The 18,871-nt window shown below is 72.5% G+C and carries 18 protein-coding genes; 9 read left to right on the top strand and 9 right to left on the bottom strand.

Translation table 11 applies throughout. The annotated features are described in order from the left end of the window. The first annotated feature begins 3 nt into the window (after positions 1 to 3). Complete coding sequence (locus ABD363_RS22940; protein ID WP_344606592.1) at positions 4 to 468, top strand: GatB/YqeY domain-containing protein; 465 nt, start codon at positions 4 to 6, stop codon at positions 466 to 468. A gap of 147 nt (positions 469 to 615) precedes the next feature. Here ABD363_RS22940 and ABD363_RS22935 read toward each other — a convergent pair whose 3' ends face one another. Further along, entirely contained in the window at positions 616 to 2,967 is a 2,352-nt protein-coding gene (locus ABD363_RS22935; protein ID WP_344606590.1) for a transglycosylase domain-containing protein, read from the bottom strand. A 477-nt stretch (positions 2,968 to 3,444) separates the two neighbouring features. Here ABD363_RS22935 and wblA point away from each other — a divergent pair, with 477 nt between their 5' ends. Next, on the top strand, positions 3,445 to 3,783 hold the full coding sequence (gene wblA, locus ABD363_RS22930; protein WP_344606588.1) for a transcriptional regulator WblA: 339 nt from the start codon (positions 3,445 to 3,447) through the stop codon (positions 3,781 to 3,783). Positions 3,784 to 3,810: 27 nt separating this feature from the next. On the opposite strand, the gene bagB is transcribed toward wblA, so the two are convergent. Both bagB and bagA read right to left on the bottom strand, forming a co-directional pair. Beyond that, positions 3,811 to 5,163 carry an ATPase BagB gene (bagB, locus tag ABD363_RS22925; protein WP_344606586.1) on the bottom strand — a complete coding sequence of 451 codons (1,353 nt, stop codon included), beginning with the start codon at positions 5,161 to 5,163 and terminating at the stop codon, positions 3,811 to 3,813. 31 nt (positions 5,164 to 5,194) lie between these two features. Continuing rightward, on the bottom strand, positions 5,195 to 6,172 hold the full coding sequence (gene bagA, locus ABD363_RS22920; RefSeq protein ID WP_344606584.1) for an ATPase BagA: 978 nt from the start codon (positions 6,170 to 6,172) through the stop codon (positions 5,195 to 5,197). A 140-nt stretch (positions 6,173 to 6,312) separates the two neighbouring features. On the opposite strand from bagA, the gene sp36 reads away from it, so the two are divergent. The 4 genes from sp36 to ABD363_RS22900 all read left to right on the top strand — a co-directional run bounded on the left by sp36 (position 6,313) and on the right by ABD363_RS22900 (position 8,872). Then, the gene (gene sp36 / locus ABD363_RS22915; protein WP_344606582.1) at positions 6,313 to 6,477 is read left to right on the top strand and encodes a Sp36 family protein; all 165 of its coding nucleotides are present in this window, start codon (positions 6,313 to 6,315) and stop codon (positions 6,475 to 6,477) included. Further along, positions 6,474 to 6,941, top strand: a complete 468-nt coding sequence (locus tag ABD363_RS22910; protein ID WP_344606580.1) for a RidA family protein — start codon at positions 6,474 to 6,476, stop codon at positions 6,939 to 6,941. The genes sp36 and ABD363_RS22910 overlap by 4 nt, the downstream gene beginning before the upstream one ends. 201 nt (positions 6,942 to 7,142) lie before the next feature. Beyond that, entirely contained in the window at positions 7,143 to 8,024 is an 882-nt protein-coding gene (locus tag ABD363_RS22905) for an NUDIX hydrolase (RefSeq protein WP_344606578.1), read from the top strand. Beyond that, positions 8,021 to 8,872, top strand: coding sequence for an MBL fold metallo-hydrolase (locus tag ABD363_RS22900; RefSeq protein WP_344606576.1), 852 nt, complete (start codon positions 8,021 to 8,023; stop codon positions 8,870 to 8,872). Before ABD363_RS22905 ends, ABD363_RS22900 begins: the two co-directional genes overlap by 4 nt. Positions 8,873 to 8,969: 97 nt before the next feature. Here ABD363_RS22900 and ABD363_RS22895 read toward each other — a convergent pair whose 3' ends face one another. Then, positions 8,970 to 9,644, bottom strand: coding sequence for a Crp/Fnr family transcriptional regulator (locus tag ABD363_RS22895; RefSeq protein WP_029382547.1), 675 nt, complete (start codon positions 9,642 to 9,644; stop codon positions 8,970 to 8,972). A gap of 251 nt (positions 9,645 to 9,895) precedes the next feature. On the opposite strand from ABD363_RS22895, the gene nth reads away from it, so the two are divergent. The 3 genes from nth (at position 9,896) to ABD363_RS22880 (ending at position 12,965) form a co-directional block, all read left to right on the top strand. Then, positions 9,896 to 10,867, top strand: coding sequence for an endonuclease III (gene nth, locus ABD363_RS22890; RefSeq protein WP_344606572.1), 972 nt, complete (start codon positions 9,896 to 9,898; stop codon positions 10,865 to 10,867). Between the two features lie 88 nt (positions 10,868 to 10,955). After that, on the top strand, positions 10,956 to 11,645 hold the full coding sequence (locus ABD363_RS22885; protein WP_344606570.1) for an NUDIX hydrolase: 690 nt from the start codon (positions 10,956 to 10,958) through the stop codon (positions 11,643 to 11,645). Positions 11,646 to 11,765: 120 nt separating this feature from the next. Further along, positions 11,766 to 12,965 carry a MarP family serine protease gene (locus ABD363_RS22880; RefSeq protein ID WP_344606568.1) on the top strand — a complete coding sequence of 400 codons (1,200 nt, stop codon included), beginning with the start codon at positions 11,766 to 11,768 and terminating at the stop codon, positions 12,963 to 12,965. A gap of 21 nt (positions 12,966 to 12,986) precedes the next feature. Here the strand turns inward: ABD363_RS22880 and ABD363_RS22875 are convergent, their stop codons facing one another. The 5 genes from ABD363_RS22875 to acs form a co-directional block, all read right to left on the bottom strand. After that, positions 12,987 to 13,169: a hypothetical protein gene (locus ABD363_RS22875; protein ID WP_344606566.1), complete on the bottom strand. Its 183-nt coding sequence runs from the start codon at positions 13,167 to 13,169 to the stop codon at positions 12,987 to 12,989. Positions 13,170 to 13,367: 198 nt separating this feature from the next. Beyond that, positions 13,368 to 14,333, bottom strand: a complete 966-nt coding sequence (locus ABD363_RS22870; RefSeq protein ID WP_344606564.1) for an alpha/beta fold hydrolase — start codon at positions 14,331 to 14,333, stop codon at positions 13,368 to 13,370. Then, positions 14,330 to 14,815, bottom strand: coding sequence for a phage holin family protein (locus ABD363_RS22865; RefSeq protein WP_344606562.1), 486 nt, complete (start codon positions 14,813 to 14,815; stop codon positions 14,330 to 14,332). Before ABD363_RS22865 ends, ABD363_RS22870 begins: the two co-directional genes overlap by 4 nt. A gap of 89 nt (positions 14,816 to 14,904) precedes the next feature. Next, positions 14,905 to 16,341: a Na+/H+ antiporter NhaA gene (gene nhaA / locus ABD363_RS22860; protein WP_344606560.1), complete on the bottom strand. Its 1,437-nt coding sequence runs from the start codon at positions 16,339 to 16,341 to the stop codon at positions 14,905 to 14,907. A gap of 191 nt (positions 16,342 to 16,532) precedes the next feature. Then, complete coding sequence (acs, locus tag ABD363_RS22855; RefSeq protein ID WP_344606558.1) at positions 16,533 to 18,488, bottom strand: acetate--CoA ligase; 1,956 nt, start codon at positions 18,486 to 18,488, stop codon at positions 16,533 to 16,535. Positions 18,489 to 18,871 lie beyond the last annotated feature (383 nt).

The raw sequence follows: 18,871 nt of genomic DNA, 5'->3' as shown, positions 1-18,871 counted from the left end.
GCCATGACCACGCTCAAGTCGAAGCTGCAGGACGACCTCAACGCCGCGATCAAGGAGCGTGACGAGCTGCGCTCCTCGACGCTCCGGCTGACGCTCGCCGCGATCACCAAGGAGGAGGTCGCGGGGAAGGAGAAGCGGGAGCTCTCCGACGACGAGGTGCAGAAGGTGATCACCCGCGAGGCGAAGAAGCGGCGGGAGGCGGCCGAGGCGTTCGCGCAGGGCGGTCGTGCCGAGCAGGCCGAGCGGGAGAAGGCGGAGGGCGAGGTGCTCGCCGCGTACCTGCCCAAGCAGCTGTCCGACGAGGAGCTGAACGCGATCGTCGCCCAGGCCGTCGAGGAGGCGAAGGCCGCCGGCGCCGAGGGGCCGCGGGCCATGGGCGCGGTCATGAAGATCGTGAACCCGAAGGTGGCCGGTCAGGCCGAGGGCGGACGTGTCGCCGCCGCGGTGAAGAAGCTTCTCGCCGGCTGATCCGCCGGCTGATCCGCCGGCTCCCGCGCGGGGCCGTGCCGTACGGCAGTCGGCGCCTCCCCGGTCCCCGTACGAATCGGTACGGGGACCGGGGAGGCGCCGCGGGGTTTCCGGGGAGGTGGCGGGCCGCCGAGGGGGACCGCCCGCTCAGCGCCACCCCCCGTTTCCGTTCCCGTTGCCCCCGTCCTGTCCCCGGAAGAGACCCTCCGGGAGGGAGAACGAGGGGGTCGGGACGGTGCCGCCGCCCGTGCCCCCGTCCGTGCCGGTGCCGCCGCCCGTGCCGGTGTTCCCGTTCGTGCCGGTGCCGCCGCCGAACAGGCCGCCGATGAGGCCGCCGTCGCCGCTTCCGTCGTCGTCGCCGTTGCCGTCGTCCCCGTCGTCCCCGCCGTCCCCGCCGTCCTCGTTCTCGTCGTCCCGGCCCTCGTCACCGCCGTCCGGGATGTCGACGAGGTGGAAGGACGGGGCGTCCTTGCCCGCGAGGGCGCCGCTCATGGCGTCCTTCCAGATGGGGCCCGGGACCTCGCCGCCGTAGACGAGCGGGCGGTAGACGCCGCCGATCGTGATGTTCTTCATCTCGACCTCCTGGGTGGCGCTGCCGACCCAGACGGCGCCCGACATGTTCGGCGTGTACCCGGCGAACCAGGCGTTGCGGCGCTCGTCGGTCGTACCCGTCTTGCCCGCGCTCTCCCGGTCGGTGAGGCCGGCCTCCCGGCCGGTACCGGAGTCGACCACGCCGCGCAGCAGCGTGTTGACGGTGTCCGCGGTCTTCTCGGACATGGCCCGCGAGCACGTCGACTTCGGCACCTCCATGGGCTTCTGCTCGTTGCCGATCTTCTGGGTGATCGACTCGATGGCGACCGGCGTGCAGTACATGCCGCGGGAGGCGAAGGCGGCGTACGCGCTCGCCATCGTCAGCGGGGACAGGCCGATCGAGCCCAGGGCGATGGCGGGGGTCTGCGGCAGCTTGTCGCCGTTGCCCTGGCGCACGTGCAGCTTGTCGGTCATGTCGGCCACCGGGCACAGGCCGATGTCGGAGATCAGCTGGACGAAGTAGGTGTTGACCGACTTCGCCATGGCCTCCTTCATCCGGTACGGCCCGACCTCCGACTCGTCCTCGTTCTCGACCGTCTCGTCGTCCGTGTTGGTCCACGGCTTGCCGCCGCACGTCCGCACGGGGCTCGGGTACTCCATCTCGTACGGCGACGAGTACTCCTGCGTCGCCGGGCGGCCCTCCTCCAGCGCGGCCGCCGCCACGAACGGCTTGAAGGTCGAACCGGTCGGGAAGCCGAAGTTGGAGCCGCCGTACGCCGCGTCGACCGAGTAGTTGTACTCGGTCTCGTCCTTGCCGTAGCCGAGCGGCTTCGACTGGCCCATCGCGACGATCTTTCCGGTGCCGGGCTGGACCAGCGTGGCCGCCGCGGCGACCTCGTCGGACTGGTCGACGTGGTCCTTGAGCGACTCCTGCACCGACTCCTGGGCCTGCGGGTCGAGCGTCGTGCGGATCGTCAGGCCGCCCTGGTTCCAGAGCTTCGCCCGCTCCTCCCTGGTCTTGCCGAAGACCGGGTCGCTGAGGAAGACCTTCTCCACGTACTTGCAGAAGTGGCCGGCGCCCTTGACCGCGGTGATGCAGCCGTTCTTCGGGCGGCTGACGTCCAGCCCGAGCGGCGTGCGCATCGCCCGGTCGGCCTCGGCCTGGGAGATGTCGCCGACGTCGGCCATGCGCTGCAGCACGACGTTGCGCCGCTTGGTGGCCTCCGCCTCGTCGTTGACCGGGTCGTACCGGCTGGGGGACTGGACGATGCCGGCGAGCAGGGCCGCTTCCTGGAGGTTCAGGTCCTTCGCGGGCTTGGAGAAGTAGCGCTGGGAGGCGGCCTCGACGCCGTAGGCCTGCTGGCCGAAGAAGGTGATGTTCAGGTAGTTCTCGAGGATCTTCTTCTTGCCGAGCTCCTCCTCGACCTGGATCGCGTACTTCAGCTCGCGGATCTTCCGGCCGAGGGTCTGCTGGGTGGCCTGGGCGACCTTCGTCGGGTCGTCGCCGGCCTCCTCGACGAAGACGTTCTTGACGTACTGCTGGGTGAGCGTGGAGGCCCCCTCGGCGACTCCGCCGCTCTGCGCGTTGCGGTTCAGGGCGCGCAGCACGCCCTTCAGGTCGATCGCGCCGTGCTGGTAGAAGCGCGCGTCCTCGATGGCGACGATCGCCTTCTGCATGTACGGCGAGATGTCCTTCAGCCGCACCACCGTGCGGTCGCGCGAGTACACCGTGGCGAGCGTGCCGCCCTCGGAGTCGAGGATCGTGGTGCGCTGGCTCAGCGGCGGGGTCTTCATGGTGGCCGGGAGCTCGTCGAAACTCTCCACCGAGCCCTTCGCCGCCAGGCCCAGCGCGCCGACGGCGGGCAGCGCGATGCCGGCCAGCACCGCTCCCGAGAGCACACTGACACCGAGGAACTTGGCGGCCTGCTGCGTTGGCGACAGACCACCGCCGGAGCGCTTCTTTGGCATAGGGGCAGCCTACGTTCTCATTCGCCGGACACACGTATATGCCTTGGCCTAAGCTGCTCTCGACCGTTACAGCAGTGGGGCCATGTACCAGACACGTCCGGTGACGTCGAATCGTTCCGGATCCGCTCGGTCTTTTTTCCGTGGGCTCGCCGCCGGCCCGCCGTCGGGGCGCGGGCGGAGGGAGGCGGGCCGGAGCGGAGCGTGCGGGGGCGGCGGCGTCCGAATCCGCCTCGTGTGTCAGCCGATGCCCCTTGTGGCGCAACGCGACTGTCCCGTTATGCCGCGAATGCCGTGCATGTCGCCAGCTCACTCCCCCGGGTGATCTGCCGCTTACCCATAGTCCGTTCGGGCCATTCAAGATTGGGCCCGCTGGGGGTGTTGCACTGTGCCCACCTTCCGTAACGTCCTCAACTGGCAGCGGTGAATATGCCGCTGTCGCCGTGGGGGAGCCTCGATTCGGGAGAGGACGGCGCCGGTATGGGCTGGGTGACCGACTGGAGTGCGCAGGCTGCCTGCCGCACTACCGATCCGGACGAACTGTTCGTTCAAGGAGCAGCGCAGAACAGGGCCAAGGCGGTGTGCACCGGATGCCCGGTGCGCACGGAGTGCCTGGCGGACGCGCTGGACAACCGCGTCGAGTTCGGCGTGTGGGGAGGCATGACGGAGCGGGAGCGCCGCGCACTGCTGCGCAGGCGGCCCACCGTGACCTCCTGGCGCCGGCTGCTGGAGACCGCGCGTACGGAGTACGAGCGGGGGGCCGGCGTGGTGCCCCTCAACGGCGACGGGGTGTACGAGGACTACGCCGCCGTCAGCTGACCGCCGGCTGACGGCGGCGGCGACGGACTACGCCGGCTCGGGCCGGCCCGTCGCGAGACGGTCTCCGATGTCCCGCAGGCCCGCGAGGTCGTGCACGTCGCCGGGGAGCGCGGCCACCTCGGCCACCGCCACCTCGGGGTGCAGCGCGGTGAAGCGGTCACGTGTGCGCTGCTCGCGCGCGATCAGGTGCATACGGTCCGCGTGCAGCCTCAGCAGGCCCGCCGTGAGCCGGTCGACGGATCGCTCCGGATCCGCGGCGGTGTCCGCGGGCGGGTCCACGGCCGTGGGGGAGCCGTCGTCCGGAGCCGGCGCCGCGGAAGCGGGAGAGTCGGAACTGCCGTACGTTTCGTGAGAGTTACGAAGTCCAGCTTTCCCGCCGTCCTGATCCACAATGCGAGGGTCCTCAAGATTTTCCGCGGCGGCGAGCGCGCGCTCGGCCGACAGCTGGCCGGCGTTGCTGCCGTGCACCCGGTTGAGCACCAGACCGGCCAGCGGCATCTTCTCGGCCGCCAGCCGTTCCACGAAGTACGCGGCCTCGCGCAGCGCGTCCCGCTCCGGGGCCGCGACCACCAGGAACGCCGTGCCGGGCGCCTGGAGCAGCTTGTACGTCGCGTCCGCGCGCGTACGGAAACCCCCGAACATCGAGTCCATCGCGGCCACGAACGTCTGCACGTCCTTCAGCAGCTGACCGCCCAGCAGCTTCCCCAGGACGCCCGTCATCATCGACATGCCGACGTTCAGGAACTTCATCCCGGCGCGGCCGCCGACCTTCGCCGGGGCCAGCAGCACCCGGATCAGCCTGCCGTCCAGGAACGAGCCGAGGCGCTTGGGCGCGTCCAGGAAGTCGAGCGCGGAACGGGACGGCGGGGTGTCGACGACGATCAGGTCCCACTCGTCCCGCGCCCGCAGCTGGCCCAGCTTCTCCATCGCCATGTACTCCTGCGTGCCCGCGAAGCCCGCCGAGAGCGACTGGTAGAAGGGGTTGCCCAGGATCGCGGCCGCCCGCTGGGGGTCCGCGTGCGCCTCGACGATCTCGTCGAAGGTGCGCTTCATGTCGAGCATCATCGCGTGCAGCTCGCCGCCCGCGGAGTCGTCGATGCCCTTCACCCGGCGCGGGGTGTTGTCGAGGGAGTCGATGCCCATGGACTGGGCGAGCCGACGGGCCGGGTCGATGGTGAGGACCACCACCTTGCGGCCCCGCTCGGCGGCGCGCAGGCCGAGGGCCGCCGCGGTGGTCGTCTTGCCGACCCCGCCCGAGCCGCAGCACACGACGATGCGGGTCCCGGGGTCCGCCAGCAGCGGATCGATGTCGAGGACGCGCGCGGGGGAGAGGTGGGGGCGGGCCGTGTCGTGCGCCTGGGCCGGGTCCGGACGGCTCATGACATTCCCTGCTTCCGACTCGTGGACGGTCTCATGACAGGCCCTGCCTCCGCAGCTCGGCGGCCAGTTCGTACAGGCCCGCCAGGTCCGTGCCCTCGGCGAGCAGCGGCAGTTCGTGCAGCGGCAGGTCCAGCTCGCCGAGGACCGCCCGCTGCTCCTGCTCCAGCGCGTGCCGCTCGGCGTACTCCGCGGCCTGCTCCAGCAGCGGATCCACCAGTCGCTCGGCGTGCCCGCCGCGCCCCGCCCCGCCGAGCCCCGTGGACGACAGCGCCCGGGCGACGGAGGAACGCGGCACCGCCCGTACGAGTTCCAGGTCGGCCGCGTCCAACACCTCGGGCCGCACCATGTTCACGATGACCCGGCCCACCGGCAGCCGGGCCGCCCGCAGCTCGGCGATGCCGTCCACGGTCTCCTGGACCGGCATCTCCTCCAGCAGCGTCACCAGGTGCACGGCCGTCTCACGGGACTTCAGCACCCGCATCACGGCCTGCGCCTGATTGTGGATCGGGCCGATCTTGGCGAGCCCGGCGACCTCGCCGTTGACGTTCAGGAACCGGGTGATGCGCCCGGTCGGCGGCGCGTCCATGACGACGTAGTCGTAGACGAACCGTCCGTTCCGGTCCTTCCTGCGCACCGCCTCGCACGCCTTGCCGGTCAGCAGGACGTCCCGCAGGCCGGGCGCGATGGTGGTGGCGAAGTCTATGGCGCCGAGCTTCTTCAGGGCCCGTCCGGCGCCCCCCAGCTTGTAGAACATCTGGAGGTAGTCCATGAGGGCCAGTTCGGGGTCGATGGCGAGGGCGTACACCTCCCCGCCCCCGGAGGCGACGGCGATCTTCCGTTCCTCGTACGGCAGCGCCTCCGTCTCGAAGAGCTGCGCGATGCCCTGACGGCCCTCGACCTCGACGAGAAGCGTCCGCTTCCCCTCCGTGGCCAGGGCCAGCGCGAGGGCCGCGGCCACCGTGGTCTTGCCGGTACCGCCCTTGCCGCTGACGACCTGGAGCCTGCTCACGTCTTCGAGCGTAACCAGTCCGGGGCGGAACCGGGCGGGAGGCTGTGGACGACGTGCCCGCCGACGCCGTCCGGACCGCCCCCGGCGGGGGCCGGAGTCGGCCGCCGGGGGCGGTCCGGACAGCGGCTAGAGTCGGCCGCATGACCAAGAAGTGGGAATACGCGACCGTGCCGCTGCTCGTCCACGCCACGAAGCAGATCCTGGACACCTGGGGCGAGGACGGCTGGGAGCTCGTCCAGGTCGTGCCCGGGCCGAACAACCCCGAACAGCTCGTGGCCTACCTGAAGCGGGAGAAGCAGGGATGAGCGCGGTCGAGGCGCGGCTGGCCGAGCTGGGCCTGACGCTGCCGGCGGTCGTGCCGCCGCTCGCCGCGTACCAGCCGGCCGTGCAGTCGGGCGGATACGTCCACACCTCCGGCCAGCTCCCCATGGTGGACGGCAAGCTGCCCGTCACCGGCAAGGTGGGCGCCGAAGTCACGCCGGAGGAGGCCAAGGACCTGGCGCGGACGTGCGCGCTGAACGCCCTGGCCGCCGTCAAGTCCGTCACCGGTGACCTGGACCGCATCGCGCGCGTGGTGAAGGTGGTCGGCTTCGTGGCCTCCGCGGCCGACTTCACCGGCCAGCCGGGTGTCGTCAACGGGGCGAGCGAGCTGCTGGGCGAGGTCCTGGGCGACAGGGGCGTGCACGCGCGCAGCGCGGTCGGCGTGGCGGTGCTGCCGCTGGACGCCCCGGTGGAGGTGGAGATCCAGGTGGAGCTGACACAGGCGTAGCGCCACGCGGCGGACGCGGGCGCGGCGGTGCCCGGCCGGGGCGGGGCCCCGGCGGGGCGCCCGGCCGGACCGGCCGTTCCGCGCCGGGGCCGTTCCGCGCCGCCGGACGCCCGGGCCGGGCGGAGCGGGCGGGCCGTCCGGCCCGGACGCCGGGGACGACGGCCACTCGAACATCCGCCCGTCTCGGGATAGCCTCCGGCCATGGCGAATGGGCAGTGGTACCCACCGGAGTGGCCGGACCGCATCCGCGCGCTCGCGGCCGGCACCCTCACACCGGTCACCCCCCGGCGCGCGGCCACCGTCATGCTCCTGAAGGACACCGGCTCCGGCCCCGTCGTCCACCTGCTGCGCAGACGCGCCTCCATGGCCTTCGCCGGAGGCGCGTACGCCTATCCCGGCGGCGGGGTCGACCCGCGCGACGACGACCGGGACATCGGCTGGGCGGGCCCCCCGCGCGCGTGGTGGGCGGACCGGCTCGGCGTCGACGGGGCCGCCGCGCAGGCGATCGTCTGCGCGGCCGTACGGGAGACCTACGAGGAGGCGGGCGTCCTCCTCGCCGGACCGGACCCCCGCTCGGTGGTCGGCGACACCACGGGCGCGGACTGGGAGGCGGACCGCGCCGCCCTGGTCGCCCGCGACCTGTCCTTCGCCGAGTTCCTGGACCGCCGCGGCCTGGTCCTGCGCTCCGACCTGCTGGGCGCCTGGGCCCGCTGGATCACCCCCGAGTTCGAGCCCCGCCGCTACGACACGTGGTTCTTCGTGGCCGCCCTCCCCGAGGGACAGCGCACCCGCAACGCCTCCACGGAGGCCGACCGCGCGGTGTGGATCCGGCCGGCGGACGCGGTCGGCGGCTACGACCGGGGCGAGCTGCTGATGATGCCGCCGACCGTCGCGACCCTGCGCCGGCTGGTCCCGTACGCCACGGCCGCCGAGGCGCTGGCCGACGCGCCCGGCCGCGACCTGACCCCCGTCCTGGCCCGGGCCCGCCTGGTGGACGGCGAGATCGTGCTCTCCTGGCCCGGCCACGACGAGTTCACCCGGCACGTCCCGACCACCACCGAGACCGGGGGAGTCCCCGCATGACGGACGCAAGCGTTCTGCCCGGCCGGCCGCGGGACGGGGTCCGCACGGGTCCCGCGACCGCGCGGGCCGTCAACGTCCTCGCGCCCAACGCCTCCGCGATGACCCTGGACGGGACGAACACCTGGATCCTCTCGGAGCCCGGCTCCGGCCTGGCCGTCGTGGTCGACCCGGGACCGCTGGACGAGGGCCACCTGCGCGCGGTCGTCGACACGGCCGAGCGGGCCGGCCGGCGCATCGCCCTCACCCTGCTGACGCACGGCCACCCCGACCACGCCGAGGGCGCCGCCCGGTTCGCCGAACTGACCGGCACCCGCGTGCGCGCCCTGGATCCGGCGCTCCGGCTGGGCGACGAGGGCCTGGCCGCCGGAGACGTGATCACCGTCGGCGGCCTGGAGCTGCGGGTCGTACCGACCCCCGGGCACACCGCGGACTCCCTCTGCTTCCATCTCCCGGCCGACCGGGCCGTCCTGACCGGCGACACGGTCCTGGGCCGCGGTACGACGGTCGTGGCGCACCCCGACGGCCGCCTCGGCGACTACCTGGACTCCCTGCGGCGGCTCAGGTCGCTCACGGTCGACGACGGCGTGCACACGGTGCTCCCCGGCCACGGCCCCGTCCTGGAGGACGCCCAGGGCGCCGTCGAGTTCTACCTCGCCCACCGCGCCCACCGGCTGGCCCAGGTCGAGACGGCCGTCGAGGACGGCTACCGGACGCCGTCCGAGATCGTCGCCCACGTGTACGCCGACGTGGACCGTTCGCTGTGGCCGGCGGCGGAACTGTCGGTCCGGGCGCAGCTGGACTACCTGGAGGAGCACGGGCTCATCCCGCGACGGTCCGAGGACGTCTGACGGGAGCCCGGGGCGGCGGCCCCGGAGCGCGGCGACACGCGCGGAGTCCCGCCTCCGGGGGAGACGGGACTCCGGGACGTACGGCCGGGACCCGGCGTCAGCGGGACCGCTTGGCGAGGCGCTCCACGTCCAGCAGGATCACCGCGCGGGCCTCCAGGCGCAGCCAGCCGCGCTGGGCGAAGTCCGCCAGGGCCTTGTTGACCGTCTCGCGGGACGCGCCGACCAGCTGGGCCAGCTCCTCCTGCGTCAGGTCGTGGACGACGTGGATGCCCTCCTCGGACTGCACGCCGAAGCGGCGGGAGAGGTCCAGCAGGGCGCGGGCGACCCGGCCCGGGACGTCCGAGAAGACCAGGTCGGACATGGCGTCGTTGGTCTTGCGCAGCCGGCGCGCGACGGCGCGCAGCAGCGCCGCGGCCACCTCGGGGCGGGCGTTCAGCCAGGGCTGGAGGTCGCCGTGGCCCAGCCCGAGCAGCTTGACCTCGGTCAGCGCGGTGGCGGTCGCCGTACGCGGGCCCGGGTCGAAGAGCGACAGCTCGCCGATCAGCTCGCCGGGACCGACGACGGCCAGCATGTTCTCGCGGCCGTCGGGGGACGTGCGGTGCAGCTTGACCTTGCCCTCGGTCACCACGTACAGGCGATCTCCGGGGTCGCCCTCGTGGAACAGCGAGTCGCCACGGGCGAGGGTCACCTCACTCATGGAGGCGCGGAGCTCCGCGGCCTGCTCGTCGTCGAGCGCCGCGAAGAGCGGGTTGCGCCGCAGAACGTCGTCCACGAGTTCTCTCCTTGTCGACCTGCTCAGGGGATCTTGCTCCCCCGTGCACCAGGGGACCGTGGTGCCCATTTTGCCGGACAGTCCAAACAGTGTGATCTATCACAAGGATGCCGCACATGTGTCCCCGGGTACGCGTCAGGGGTCCGATCGGACGCCGGTCCCCGGGGCCTGCGGCGGATGCCGGTGCCGGGCCGTAGGCTGACCGGGTGTCCAAACAGCCGGTGAGAGCACAGGCCGAGGGGGCTGCGCGGATGGTGATACGTCGCGATTCCGCTGTGGGCGAACAGGGCCCCGATAGCGGCAGTGAAACGGCGAAAGCGGCAAAGAGGGTGCCGGTGAAGAAGACGACGTCCGGGAAGAAAACCGCCGCCGGGAGGCCCGCCCCGGCCGAGGGCGCCCCGGTCGGGGGCGCCGCCCGTGCGCGGACCGCCGGCGACTCGCCGCGCGGCGAGTCGCGCACCGCCCTGGTCCGCCGCGCCCGCCGGATCAACCGCGAACTCGCCGAGGTCTATCCGTACGCCCACCCCGAGCTGGACTTCGACAGCCCCTTCCAGCTGCTGGTCGCCACGGTCCTGTCCGCCCAGACCACCGACCTGCGCGTCAACCAGACCACCCCCGCCCTGTTCGCCCGGTACCCCACCCCCGAGGACCTGGCCGCCGCCGACCCCGAGGAGGTCGAGGACATCCTGCGCCCGTGCGGCTTCTTCCGGGCCAAGACCAGGTCGGTGATCGGGCTGTCGAAGGCGCTGGCGGAGGAGTTCGGCGGCGAGGTCCCGGGCCGGCTGGAGGACCTCGTCAAGCTGCCCGGCGTCGGCCGCAAGACCGCCTTCGTGGTGCTCGGCAACGCCTTCGGCCGCCCCGGCATCACCGTGGACACGCACTTCCAGCGCCTGGTGCGCCGCTGGCGGTGGACCGACGAGACCGACCCCGACAAGATCGAGGCCGCCGTCGGCGCGCTCTTCCCCAAGAGCGACTGGACGGACCTCTCGCACCACGTCATCTGGCACGGACGCCGCATCTGCCACGCCCGCAAGCCCGCCTGCGGCGCCTGCCCGATCGCCCCGCTGTGCCCGGCCTACGGCGAGGGCGAGACGGACCCGGAGAAGGCGAAGAAGCTGCTCAAGTACGAGAAGGGCGGCTTCCCGGGCCAGCGCCTGCGGCCCCCGCAGGCGTATCTGGACGCGGGCGGCAAGCCGGCGCCGCCGCTGGGGGCCACCGGATGACGGACCGGTCGGGGCGGCCCCGTACGCCCGCCCGGGAACGATCTCGGGGCCCTCGCGCGTTGGATCCGGCGGAACGACGGGGGTGGTGATGGCGCGAGCGAGCAACACACGGGGCGCGGCGCTCCGCAAGGAAGGCCTGCCCGCCTGGCTCGACCCGGTGGTGCGCGCGGCGGAGACGGTCCGGCCGGGACAGCTGAGCCGCTTCCTGCCGCCCGAGGACGGCGCGGGGCGGCAGTCGGCCGTGCTGATCCTGTTCGGCGAGGGCGAGCGCGGGCCGGAGCTGCTGCTCATGGAGCGGGCGAGCTCCCTGCGCTCCCACGCCGGCCAGCCCTCCTTCCCCGGCGGCGCCCTCGACCCCGAGGACGGCGACCCGCAGGCCGACGGCCCGCTGCGGGCCGCCCTGCGCGAGGCCGAGGAGGAGACCGGGCTCGACCCGGCCGGCGTGCAGCTCTTCGGCGTCCTGCCCAGGCTCTACATCCCGGTCAGCGGCTTCGTCGTCACCCCGGTGCTGGCCTGGTGGCGCGAGCCCAGCCCGGTCGGGGTCGTCGACCCGAACGAGACCGCCAGGGTCTTCACCGTTCCCGTGGCGGACCTCACGGACCCCGCCAACCGGGCCACCGCCGTCCACCCCAGCGGCCACCGCGGTCCGGCATTCCTGGTCGAGTCGGCCCTCGTGTGGGGCTTCACGGCCGGAATCATCGACCGGCTCCTCCACTACGCGGGCTGGGAGCGCCCCTGGGACAGGAACAGGCAGGTCCCGCTCGACTGGCGGTCGTGACAGGGTGGCCCGCGTACGGTGTTCTCCCCGGGACGCTGCGTCCGGCCGCCGCCGTGCGGCGGGCCGGAGCCCCGGACCGGGCTGGTGTGGGCGGAAGACGACGAGGCGAGGCCTGAAGCGGTGAACGTGCTGGACATCCTGTTGCTGGTCGCCGCCGTCTGGTTCGCGGTCGTGGGCTACCGCCAGGGCTTCGTCGTCGGCGTCCTGTCGGTGATCGGCTTCCTGGGTGGCGGTCTCGCCGCCGTCTACGTGCTGCCGGCCGTCTGGGACGCCGTGACGGACGACGCGGAGGTCGGCACCGCCGCCGCCGTCGCCGCGGTCGTCGTCGTGATCGTCTGCGCCTCCGTCGGCCAGGCCCTGACCACCCACCTCGGCAACAAGCTGCGCCGGTACATCACCTGGTCCCCGGCCCGCGCCCTGGACGCGACGGGCGGCGCCCTCGTCAACGTCGTCGCGATGCTGCTGGTCGCCTGGCTGATCGGCTCCGCCCTCGCGGGCACCACGCTGCCGACGGTCGGCAAGGAGGTCCGCAGCTCCCGGGTGCTGCTCGGCGTCTCCCGGGCGCTGCCCGCGCAGGCCGACACCTGGTTCGCGGACTTCTCCTCCGTCCTCGCGCAGAACGGCTTCCCGCAGGTCTTCAGCCCGTTCGCCAACGAGCCGATCGCCGAGGTGCGGCCCCCGGACCCGGCCCTGGCCGGCAGCGCCGTCGCCGCGCGCTCCCAGCGCTCCATCGTCAAGGTGATGGGCACCGCGCAGAGCTGCGGCAAGGTCCTGGAGGGCACCGGCTTCGTCTTCGCCGAGCGCCGCGTCATGACCAACGCCCATGTGGTGGGCGGCGTCGACGAGCCCACCGTGCAGATAGGCGGCGAGGGCCGCGTGTACGACGCCACGGTCGTCCTCTACGACTGGCGGCGCGACATCGCCGTGCTCGACGTCCCGGACCTGGACGCGCCCGCGCTGCGGTTCACCGCCGAGGACGCCGGCAGCGGCGACGGCGCGATCGTCGCGGGCTTCCCGGAGAACGGCGCCTACGACGTCCGCGCCGCGCGCGTGCGCGGCCGCATCACGGCCAACGGCCCGGACATCTACCACCGCGGCACCGTCCGCCGCGACGTGTACTCGCTCTACGCGACCGTGCGCCAGGGCAACTCCGGCGGCCCGCTGCTCACGCCCGACGGCGAGGTCTACGGCGTGGTCTTCGCGAAGTCCCTCGACGACGCGGAGACGGGGTACGCGCTCACCGCGGACGAGATCCGGGAGGACATCGCCCGGGGACGGACGGCGAACCAGCAGGTGGACAGCGACAGCTGCGCGCTGTAGGGCCGGCGGGGGCCTGCCGGGTCAGTCGCGGGAGTGACGCAGGCGGACCGAGACCCAGCGGGCCCGGCGGCGCAGGATGTGCGGAATCCCCACCCTCGGGTCCGAGCCCGGCAACTGCGGCGAGCCGCTTCGCTGGTGGGTGCTCACACCGCCGGCGGAGCGGCGGTCGCGTGCTGCGTCACTGTAGTCGTGCGTCCAGCCCATACCCCGACGTGTGCCCCCGCCCCAAGGTCGATAACCGCTCCCCGGGCCCCCAATTGGCCTATGCGGCGGGCAAGTGGCCGTTCGTACGACAAGTGTTCGTGACGCGGATGCGGGTCCGGATACCGGGCGCGTTCGTCCGGTCGCCGATCGCGTTTCCCGGAAGTCGCACCGGCCCCGTCGGTCACCAAGCCCGTCCGGTCACCGATCGGGCTCGGGGTCCTTCAGCCAGTTGATGAGCTCGGAGGAGAACGCCACCGGGTCCTCCTCGTGCGGGAAGTGGCCCAGCCCGTCGAACAGCCGCCAGCGGTACGGGGCTTCGACGTACTGCCCGGAACCGGCCGCGCTCCGCGTCCGCATCACCGGGTCGAGGGAGCCGTGGAGATGCAGGGTCGGCACCCGGACGGGCCGCTTCATACGGCGGTTGAACTGGATGCCGTCCGGGCGGGCCAGGGACCGCACCATCCAGCGGTACGGCTCGATCGAGCAGTGCGCCGTGGACGGGATGCACATCGCGCGGCGGTACACCGCCACCGCCTCCTCGTCGGGCAGCCGCGGACCCGACCACTCCCGGACGAGCCGGCCCACCAGCGCGCCGTCGTCGGCCGTCAGCTGCCGCTCCGGGATCCAGGGCCGCTGGAACCCCCAGACGTAGGACCCCGCCCGGGTCTGCCGGACGTCCGAGAGCATCGCCGAACGCCAGCGCCGGGGATGCGGCATCGAGGTCACCGCGAGGCGCCGGACGAGCTTGGGGCGCATCGCGGCCGCCGTCCACGCCAGGTAGCCGCCCAGGTCATGGCCGACCAGCGCGGCGTCCGGCTCACCGAGGGAGCGGATGACGCCGGTGATGTCGAGGGCGAGGTTGGCGGGGTCGTAGCCGCGCGGGGTGCGGTCGCTGCCGCCGACGCCGCGCAGGTCCATGGCGACCGCCCGGAAGCCCGCGTCGGCGAGCGCGCCCAGTTGGTGCCGCCAGGCCCACCAGAACTGCGGGAAGCCGTGCAGCAGCAGCACCAGCGGGCCGTCACCGACTTCCGCGATGTGGAAGCGCGCGCCGTTGGCGGCCACGTCCCGGTGGGTCACCTCGTACCCGCCGGGGATGCCGAGCCGTACGACCGAGGCGGGGTGCGCCGAGGGGGAGTGCCCCGAAGGGAGGGAGGAGCCCGTCATGAGGACGAGCGTGCCACAGCCTCGACGGCCTGCGGGGACCGGTCCTCCGGCGCCGGCCGCGGGTGCGGCCTGGCCTTCTGCAGCACGCCCGCCGTCTCCTTCACGGAGGCGGCGACCTTCTGCGGGCCCCGGCCCTTCCTGGCCTTCTTCGCGAAGACCACGCCGATCAGCGCGAGGACGGCCGCGATCAGCACGTTCGCCGCGAAGGACAGCAGGAAGCAGACCGCGAGGTTCCACCCGCTCCAGGTCCGGATGCCGTACGCGAGGGCGAAGTTCAGCATCGGCAGCGAGAACAGCAGGACCGCGGCGGCCACCGTGAACGCGCCACCGCTCGTCGCGCCGCGCTTGACGTCCTGCTTCAGCTGCGCCTTCGCCAGCGCGATCTCGTCGTGCACCAGCGCCGACAACTCGGTCGTCGCGGAGGCGAACAGCTGTCCGATGCTGCGTTCGGCGCCGACCGGGCTGCCGTCGGGTGCGCTCATCGCGGTCTCCCTCTTCTGAGTGCGGTTCCGTGGTGGCCTGACGTGTGTCCGACTGCGTACGGTCCCGTCTTTTGTACCGTCTCGTCAGATCATGCCGGACCGTCCGTGTCCTCGCCTGCCCCGCCCGGCACTTCGGCAAGCCCGTGCCGCTGCGCGGCCTTCAGCTCGGCGAGCCTGCGGTGCTCGGCGGCCTTGCGCTCGTGGATGCCGGCCATGCGCAGGTGGTAGGCCGGGTCGTCCTCCTCGTAGATGTCGGGCACGCCGTCGTGGTCGTCGTCGCGCTCCTCGGCCTCGGACAACCTGCGGTACTTGGCGTTCCGTATCTTCAGCAGCACCGCCGCCAGCAGGGCCGCGACGAGGGAGCCGGTCAGGACGGCCGCCTTGACCTCGTCCGTCATCGCCGCGTCGCCCTCGAAGGCGAGTTCGCCGATGAGCAGGGACACGGTGAAGCCGATGCCGGCGAGGGTCGCCACCGCGAACACGTCGGCCCAGGCGAGGTCGTCACTGAGCGAGGCCCTGGTGAAACGCGCCGTCAGCCAGGTGCCGCCGAAGATGCCGAGCGTCTTGCCGACGACGAGCCCGAGGACCACGCCGAGCGTCTCCGGCTGGGTGAACACCTCGCCGAGCGCGCTGCCGGAGACCGAGACGCCCGCGCTGAACAACGCGAACAGCGGGACGGCCAGGCCCGCCGACAGGGGGCGGACGCGGTGCTCGACGCGCTCGCCCGGGGAGCGCTCCTCGCCCTCGTGGCGGTGGCAGCGCAGCATCAGGCCCATGGCGACGCCGGCGATGGTGGCGTGGACGCCGCTGTTGTACATCAGCCCCCAGACGACCAGGGCCAGCGGGAGGTACACGTACCAGCCGCGCACGCCCTTCCTGAGCAGCAGCCAGAAGACGGCGAGGCCGGCGACGGCGCCGCCGAGCGCGGCGAAGTCCAGGCGGTCGGTGAAGAACACCGCGATGATCAGGATGGCGCACAGGTCGTCGACGACGGCCAGGGTGAGCAGGAAGGCGCGCAGGGCGCTGGGCAGGGAGGTGCCGATGACGGCGAGCACGGCCAGCGCGAAGGCGATGTCCGTGGCGGTGGGCACGGCCCAGCCCGCCAGGGAGCCGCCGCCGGTGGCGCTGGTGAGCGTGTAGACGAGCGCCGGTGCGGCCATTCCGCACAGGGCCGCCACGACCGGCAGCACGGCGGCTCTGAAGTCCTTGAGGTCGCCGGCGACCAGTTCGCGCTTGAGTTCGATGCCGGCGACGAAGAAGAAGACGGCCAGGAGGCCGTCGGCCGCCCAGTGCGCGACGGACAGGTTCAGGCCGAGGGCGTCGGGGCCGAAGTGGAAGTGACTGACGTCTTTGTAGCTGTCGTGCAGCGCGGGAACGTTCGCCCAGATCAGCGCGGCGATCGCGGCGGCGAGCAGCAGCACGCCGCCGACCGTCTCGGTGCGTAGCGCGTCCGCGACGAAGGTGCGCTCGGGGAGCGAGAGACGTCCGAAGACCTTGCGGGAGCTGCTGGTGCGGGGGGCGGTCACGGGGAGACCTCCGGTCGGTGGGCAGGACGGAACACATGCCGACCAGACTTCCCGGCACACCATGGAGTGATCACTGTTTTTGGTTAGCTTACCTAAAGGTGCCCGGGGGCGCATCCGCAGCGCCTCGCGGGCGCGGAAGGGGCACCCTCGGCTCCGTGCCGGGTGCCCCCTCCGGGCGCGGTTCAGTCGGCTCAGTCCTCGCTGGGCGTCGCCGGGAGCTTGGCCTGGATGAGGTCCATCACCGCGGAGTCGGTGAGCGTGGTGACGTCACCGAGTTGGCGGTTCTCCGCGACGTCCCGCAGCAGGCGCCGCATGATCTTGCCGGAGCGGGTCTTCGGCAGCTCGGCGACCGGCAGGATCCGCTTGGGCTTGGCGATCGGGCCGAGCGTGGCGCCGACGTGGTTGCGCAGCTCGGCGGCCAGTTCCTCGGTCTCCGCCGCCGTGCCGCGCAGGATCACGAACGCCACGATCGCCTGCCCGGTGGTCTCGTCCGCCGCGCCGACGACGGCCGCCTCGGCGACCGACGGGTGGGACACCAGCGCGGACTCGACCTCGGTGGTGGAGATGTTGTGTCCGGACACGAGCATCACGTCGTCGACGCGGCCGAGCAGCCAGATGTCGCCGTCCTCGTCCTTCTTCGCCCCGTCCCCGGCGAAGTACCTGCCCTCGAAGCGCGACCAGTACGTGTCGATGAACCGCTGGTCGTCGCCCCAGATGGTGCGCAGCATCGACGGCCACGGCTCGGTGAGGACCAGGTAGCCGCCACCGCCGTTCGGCACCTCGTTCGCCTCGTCGTCGACGACGGTCGCGGAGATGCCGGGCAGCGGGCGCTGCGCGGAGCCGGGCTTGGCCTCGGTCACCCCGGGCAGCGGCGAGATCATGATCGAGCCGGTCTCGGTCTGCCACCAGGTGTCGACGACGGGCGTCCGGTCGGCGCCGATGTGCTTGCGGTACCACACCCACGCCTCCGGGTTGATCGGCTCGCCGACGGACCCGAGGACGCGCAGGGAGGACAGGTCGTACTTCGCGGGGATGTCGTCGCCCCACTTCATGAACGTGCGGATCGCGGTCGGCGCGGTGTAGAGGATCGTCACGCCGTACTTCTGCACGATCTCCCAGAAGCGGCCCTGGTGCGGGGTGTCCGGCGTGCCCTCGTACATGACCTGGGTGGCGCCGTTGGCGAGCGGGCCGTAGACGATGTACGAGTGCCCGGTGACCCAGCCGACGTCGGCGGTGCACCAATACACGTCGGTCTCCGGCTTGAGGTCGAAGACCGCCCAGTGCGTGTACGACGTCTGCGTGAGGTAGCCGCCGGAGGTGTGCAGGATGCCCTTCGGCTTCCCCGTCGTACCGGAGGTGTAGAGGATGAACAGCGGGTGCTCCGCCTCGAACGCCTCGGGCGTGTGCTCGGCCGGCTGCCGCTCGACGAGCTCGTGCCACCACAGGTCGCGGCCCTCGGTCCAGGCGACCTCCTGGCCGGTGCGGCGCACGACGAGGACGTGCTCGACGCTGCCCGCCTTCCCGACCGCCTCGTCGACGGCCGGCTTCAGCGCGGACGGCTTGCCGCGCCGCCAGCCGCCGTCGGCGGTGATCACGACCCGGGCGTCGGCGTCCTGGATGCGGGTCGCGAGCGCGTCCGCCGAGAAGCCGCCGAAGACCACCGAGTGGGTGGCGCCGATCCGGGCGCAGGCCAGCATCGCCACGGCCGTCTCGGGGATCATCGGCATGTAGACGGCGACCCGGTCGCCCTTGCGCACGCCCAGCTCCAGCAGGGCATTGGCGGCCTTGGAGACCTCGTCCTTGAGCTGGGCGTAGGTGATCGAGCGGGAGTCGCCGGGCTCGCCCTCGAAGTGGATGGCGACCCGGTCGCCGTGCCCGGCCTCCACGTGCCGGTCGACGCAGTTGTACGCGACGTTGAGCGTGCCGTCCTTGAACCACTTGGCGAACGGCGGGTTCGACCAGTCGAGGGTCTCCGTCGGCTCCTCGGCCCAGGTCAGCCGGCGGGCCTGCTCGGCCCAGAAGCCGAGCCTGTCAGCCTTGGCCTGTTCATACGCCTCCGCGGTGACGTTGGCGTGGGCGGCCAGGTCGGCGGGGGGTGCGAACCTGCGCTCTTCCTTGAGCAGGTTGGCCAGGCTTTCGTTGCTCACGACATCTCCCTTTCTCAGGGTTGTCCGCTGTGTCCCAGGCCACAGCTCATCAGACCGGACGGCCCGCTGACAAGGGCCGATGGAAAATTGGTTTAGACCTCTGGTGAGGCGGTCACGGGGTGGTCCCGGGTGTTCCCGGCGGTGTTCCGGTCGCGCGGCGGAGGTCTCCCGGTGGCTTGCGGCTGGGGTGCGGCTGCTTGGGTCACCCGTACCCACGGACGCGGGCCGGCCGGAGTTCAGGTGCTGTAACGCCTTTCACACCGGGGCGCCCGGATGCCGCTCTCCCGGCGTGCCGGTCCTCGGCGTGCCGGCTCCTGTCCTGGCGGATGCCGGCATGTCGGATCTTGCCGTAGGGAGTCCCGCGGTGGACTCCCGGCGTGCCG

Source organism: Streptomyces glaucus (genome assembly GCF_039533365.1).
In the GTDB taxonomy this organism is placed as follows: Bacteria; Actinomycetota; Actinomycetes; order Streptomycetales; family Streptomycetaceae; genus Streptomyces; species Streptomyces glaucus.
This window is presented reverse-complemented; position numbering and strand designations above follow the sequence as displayed.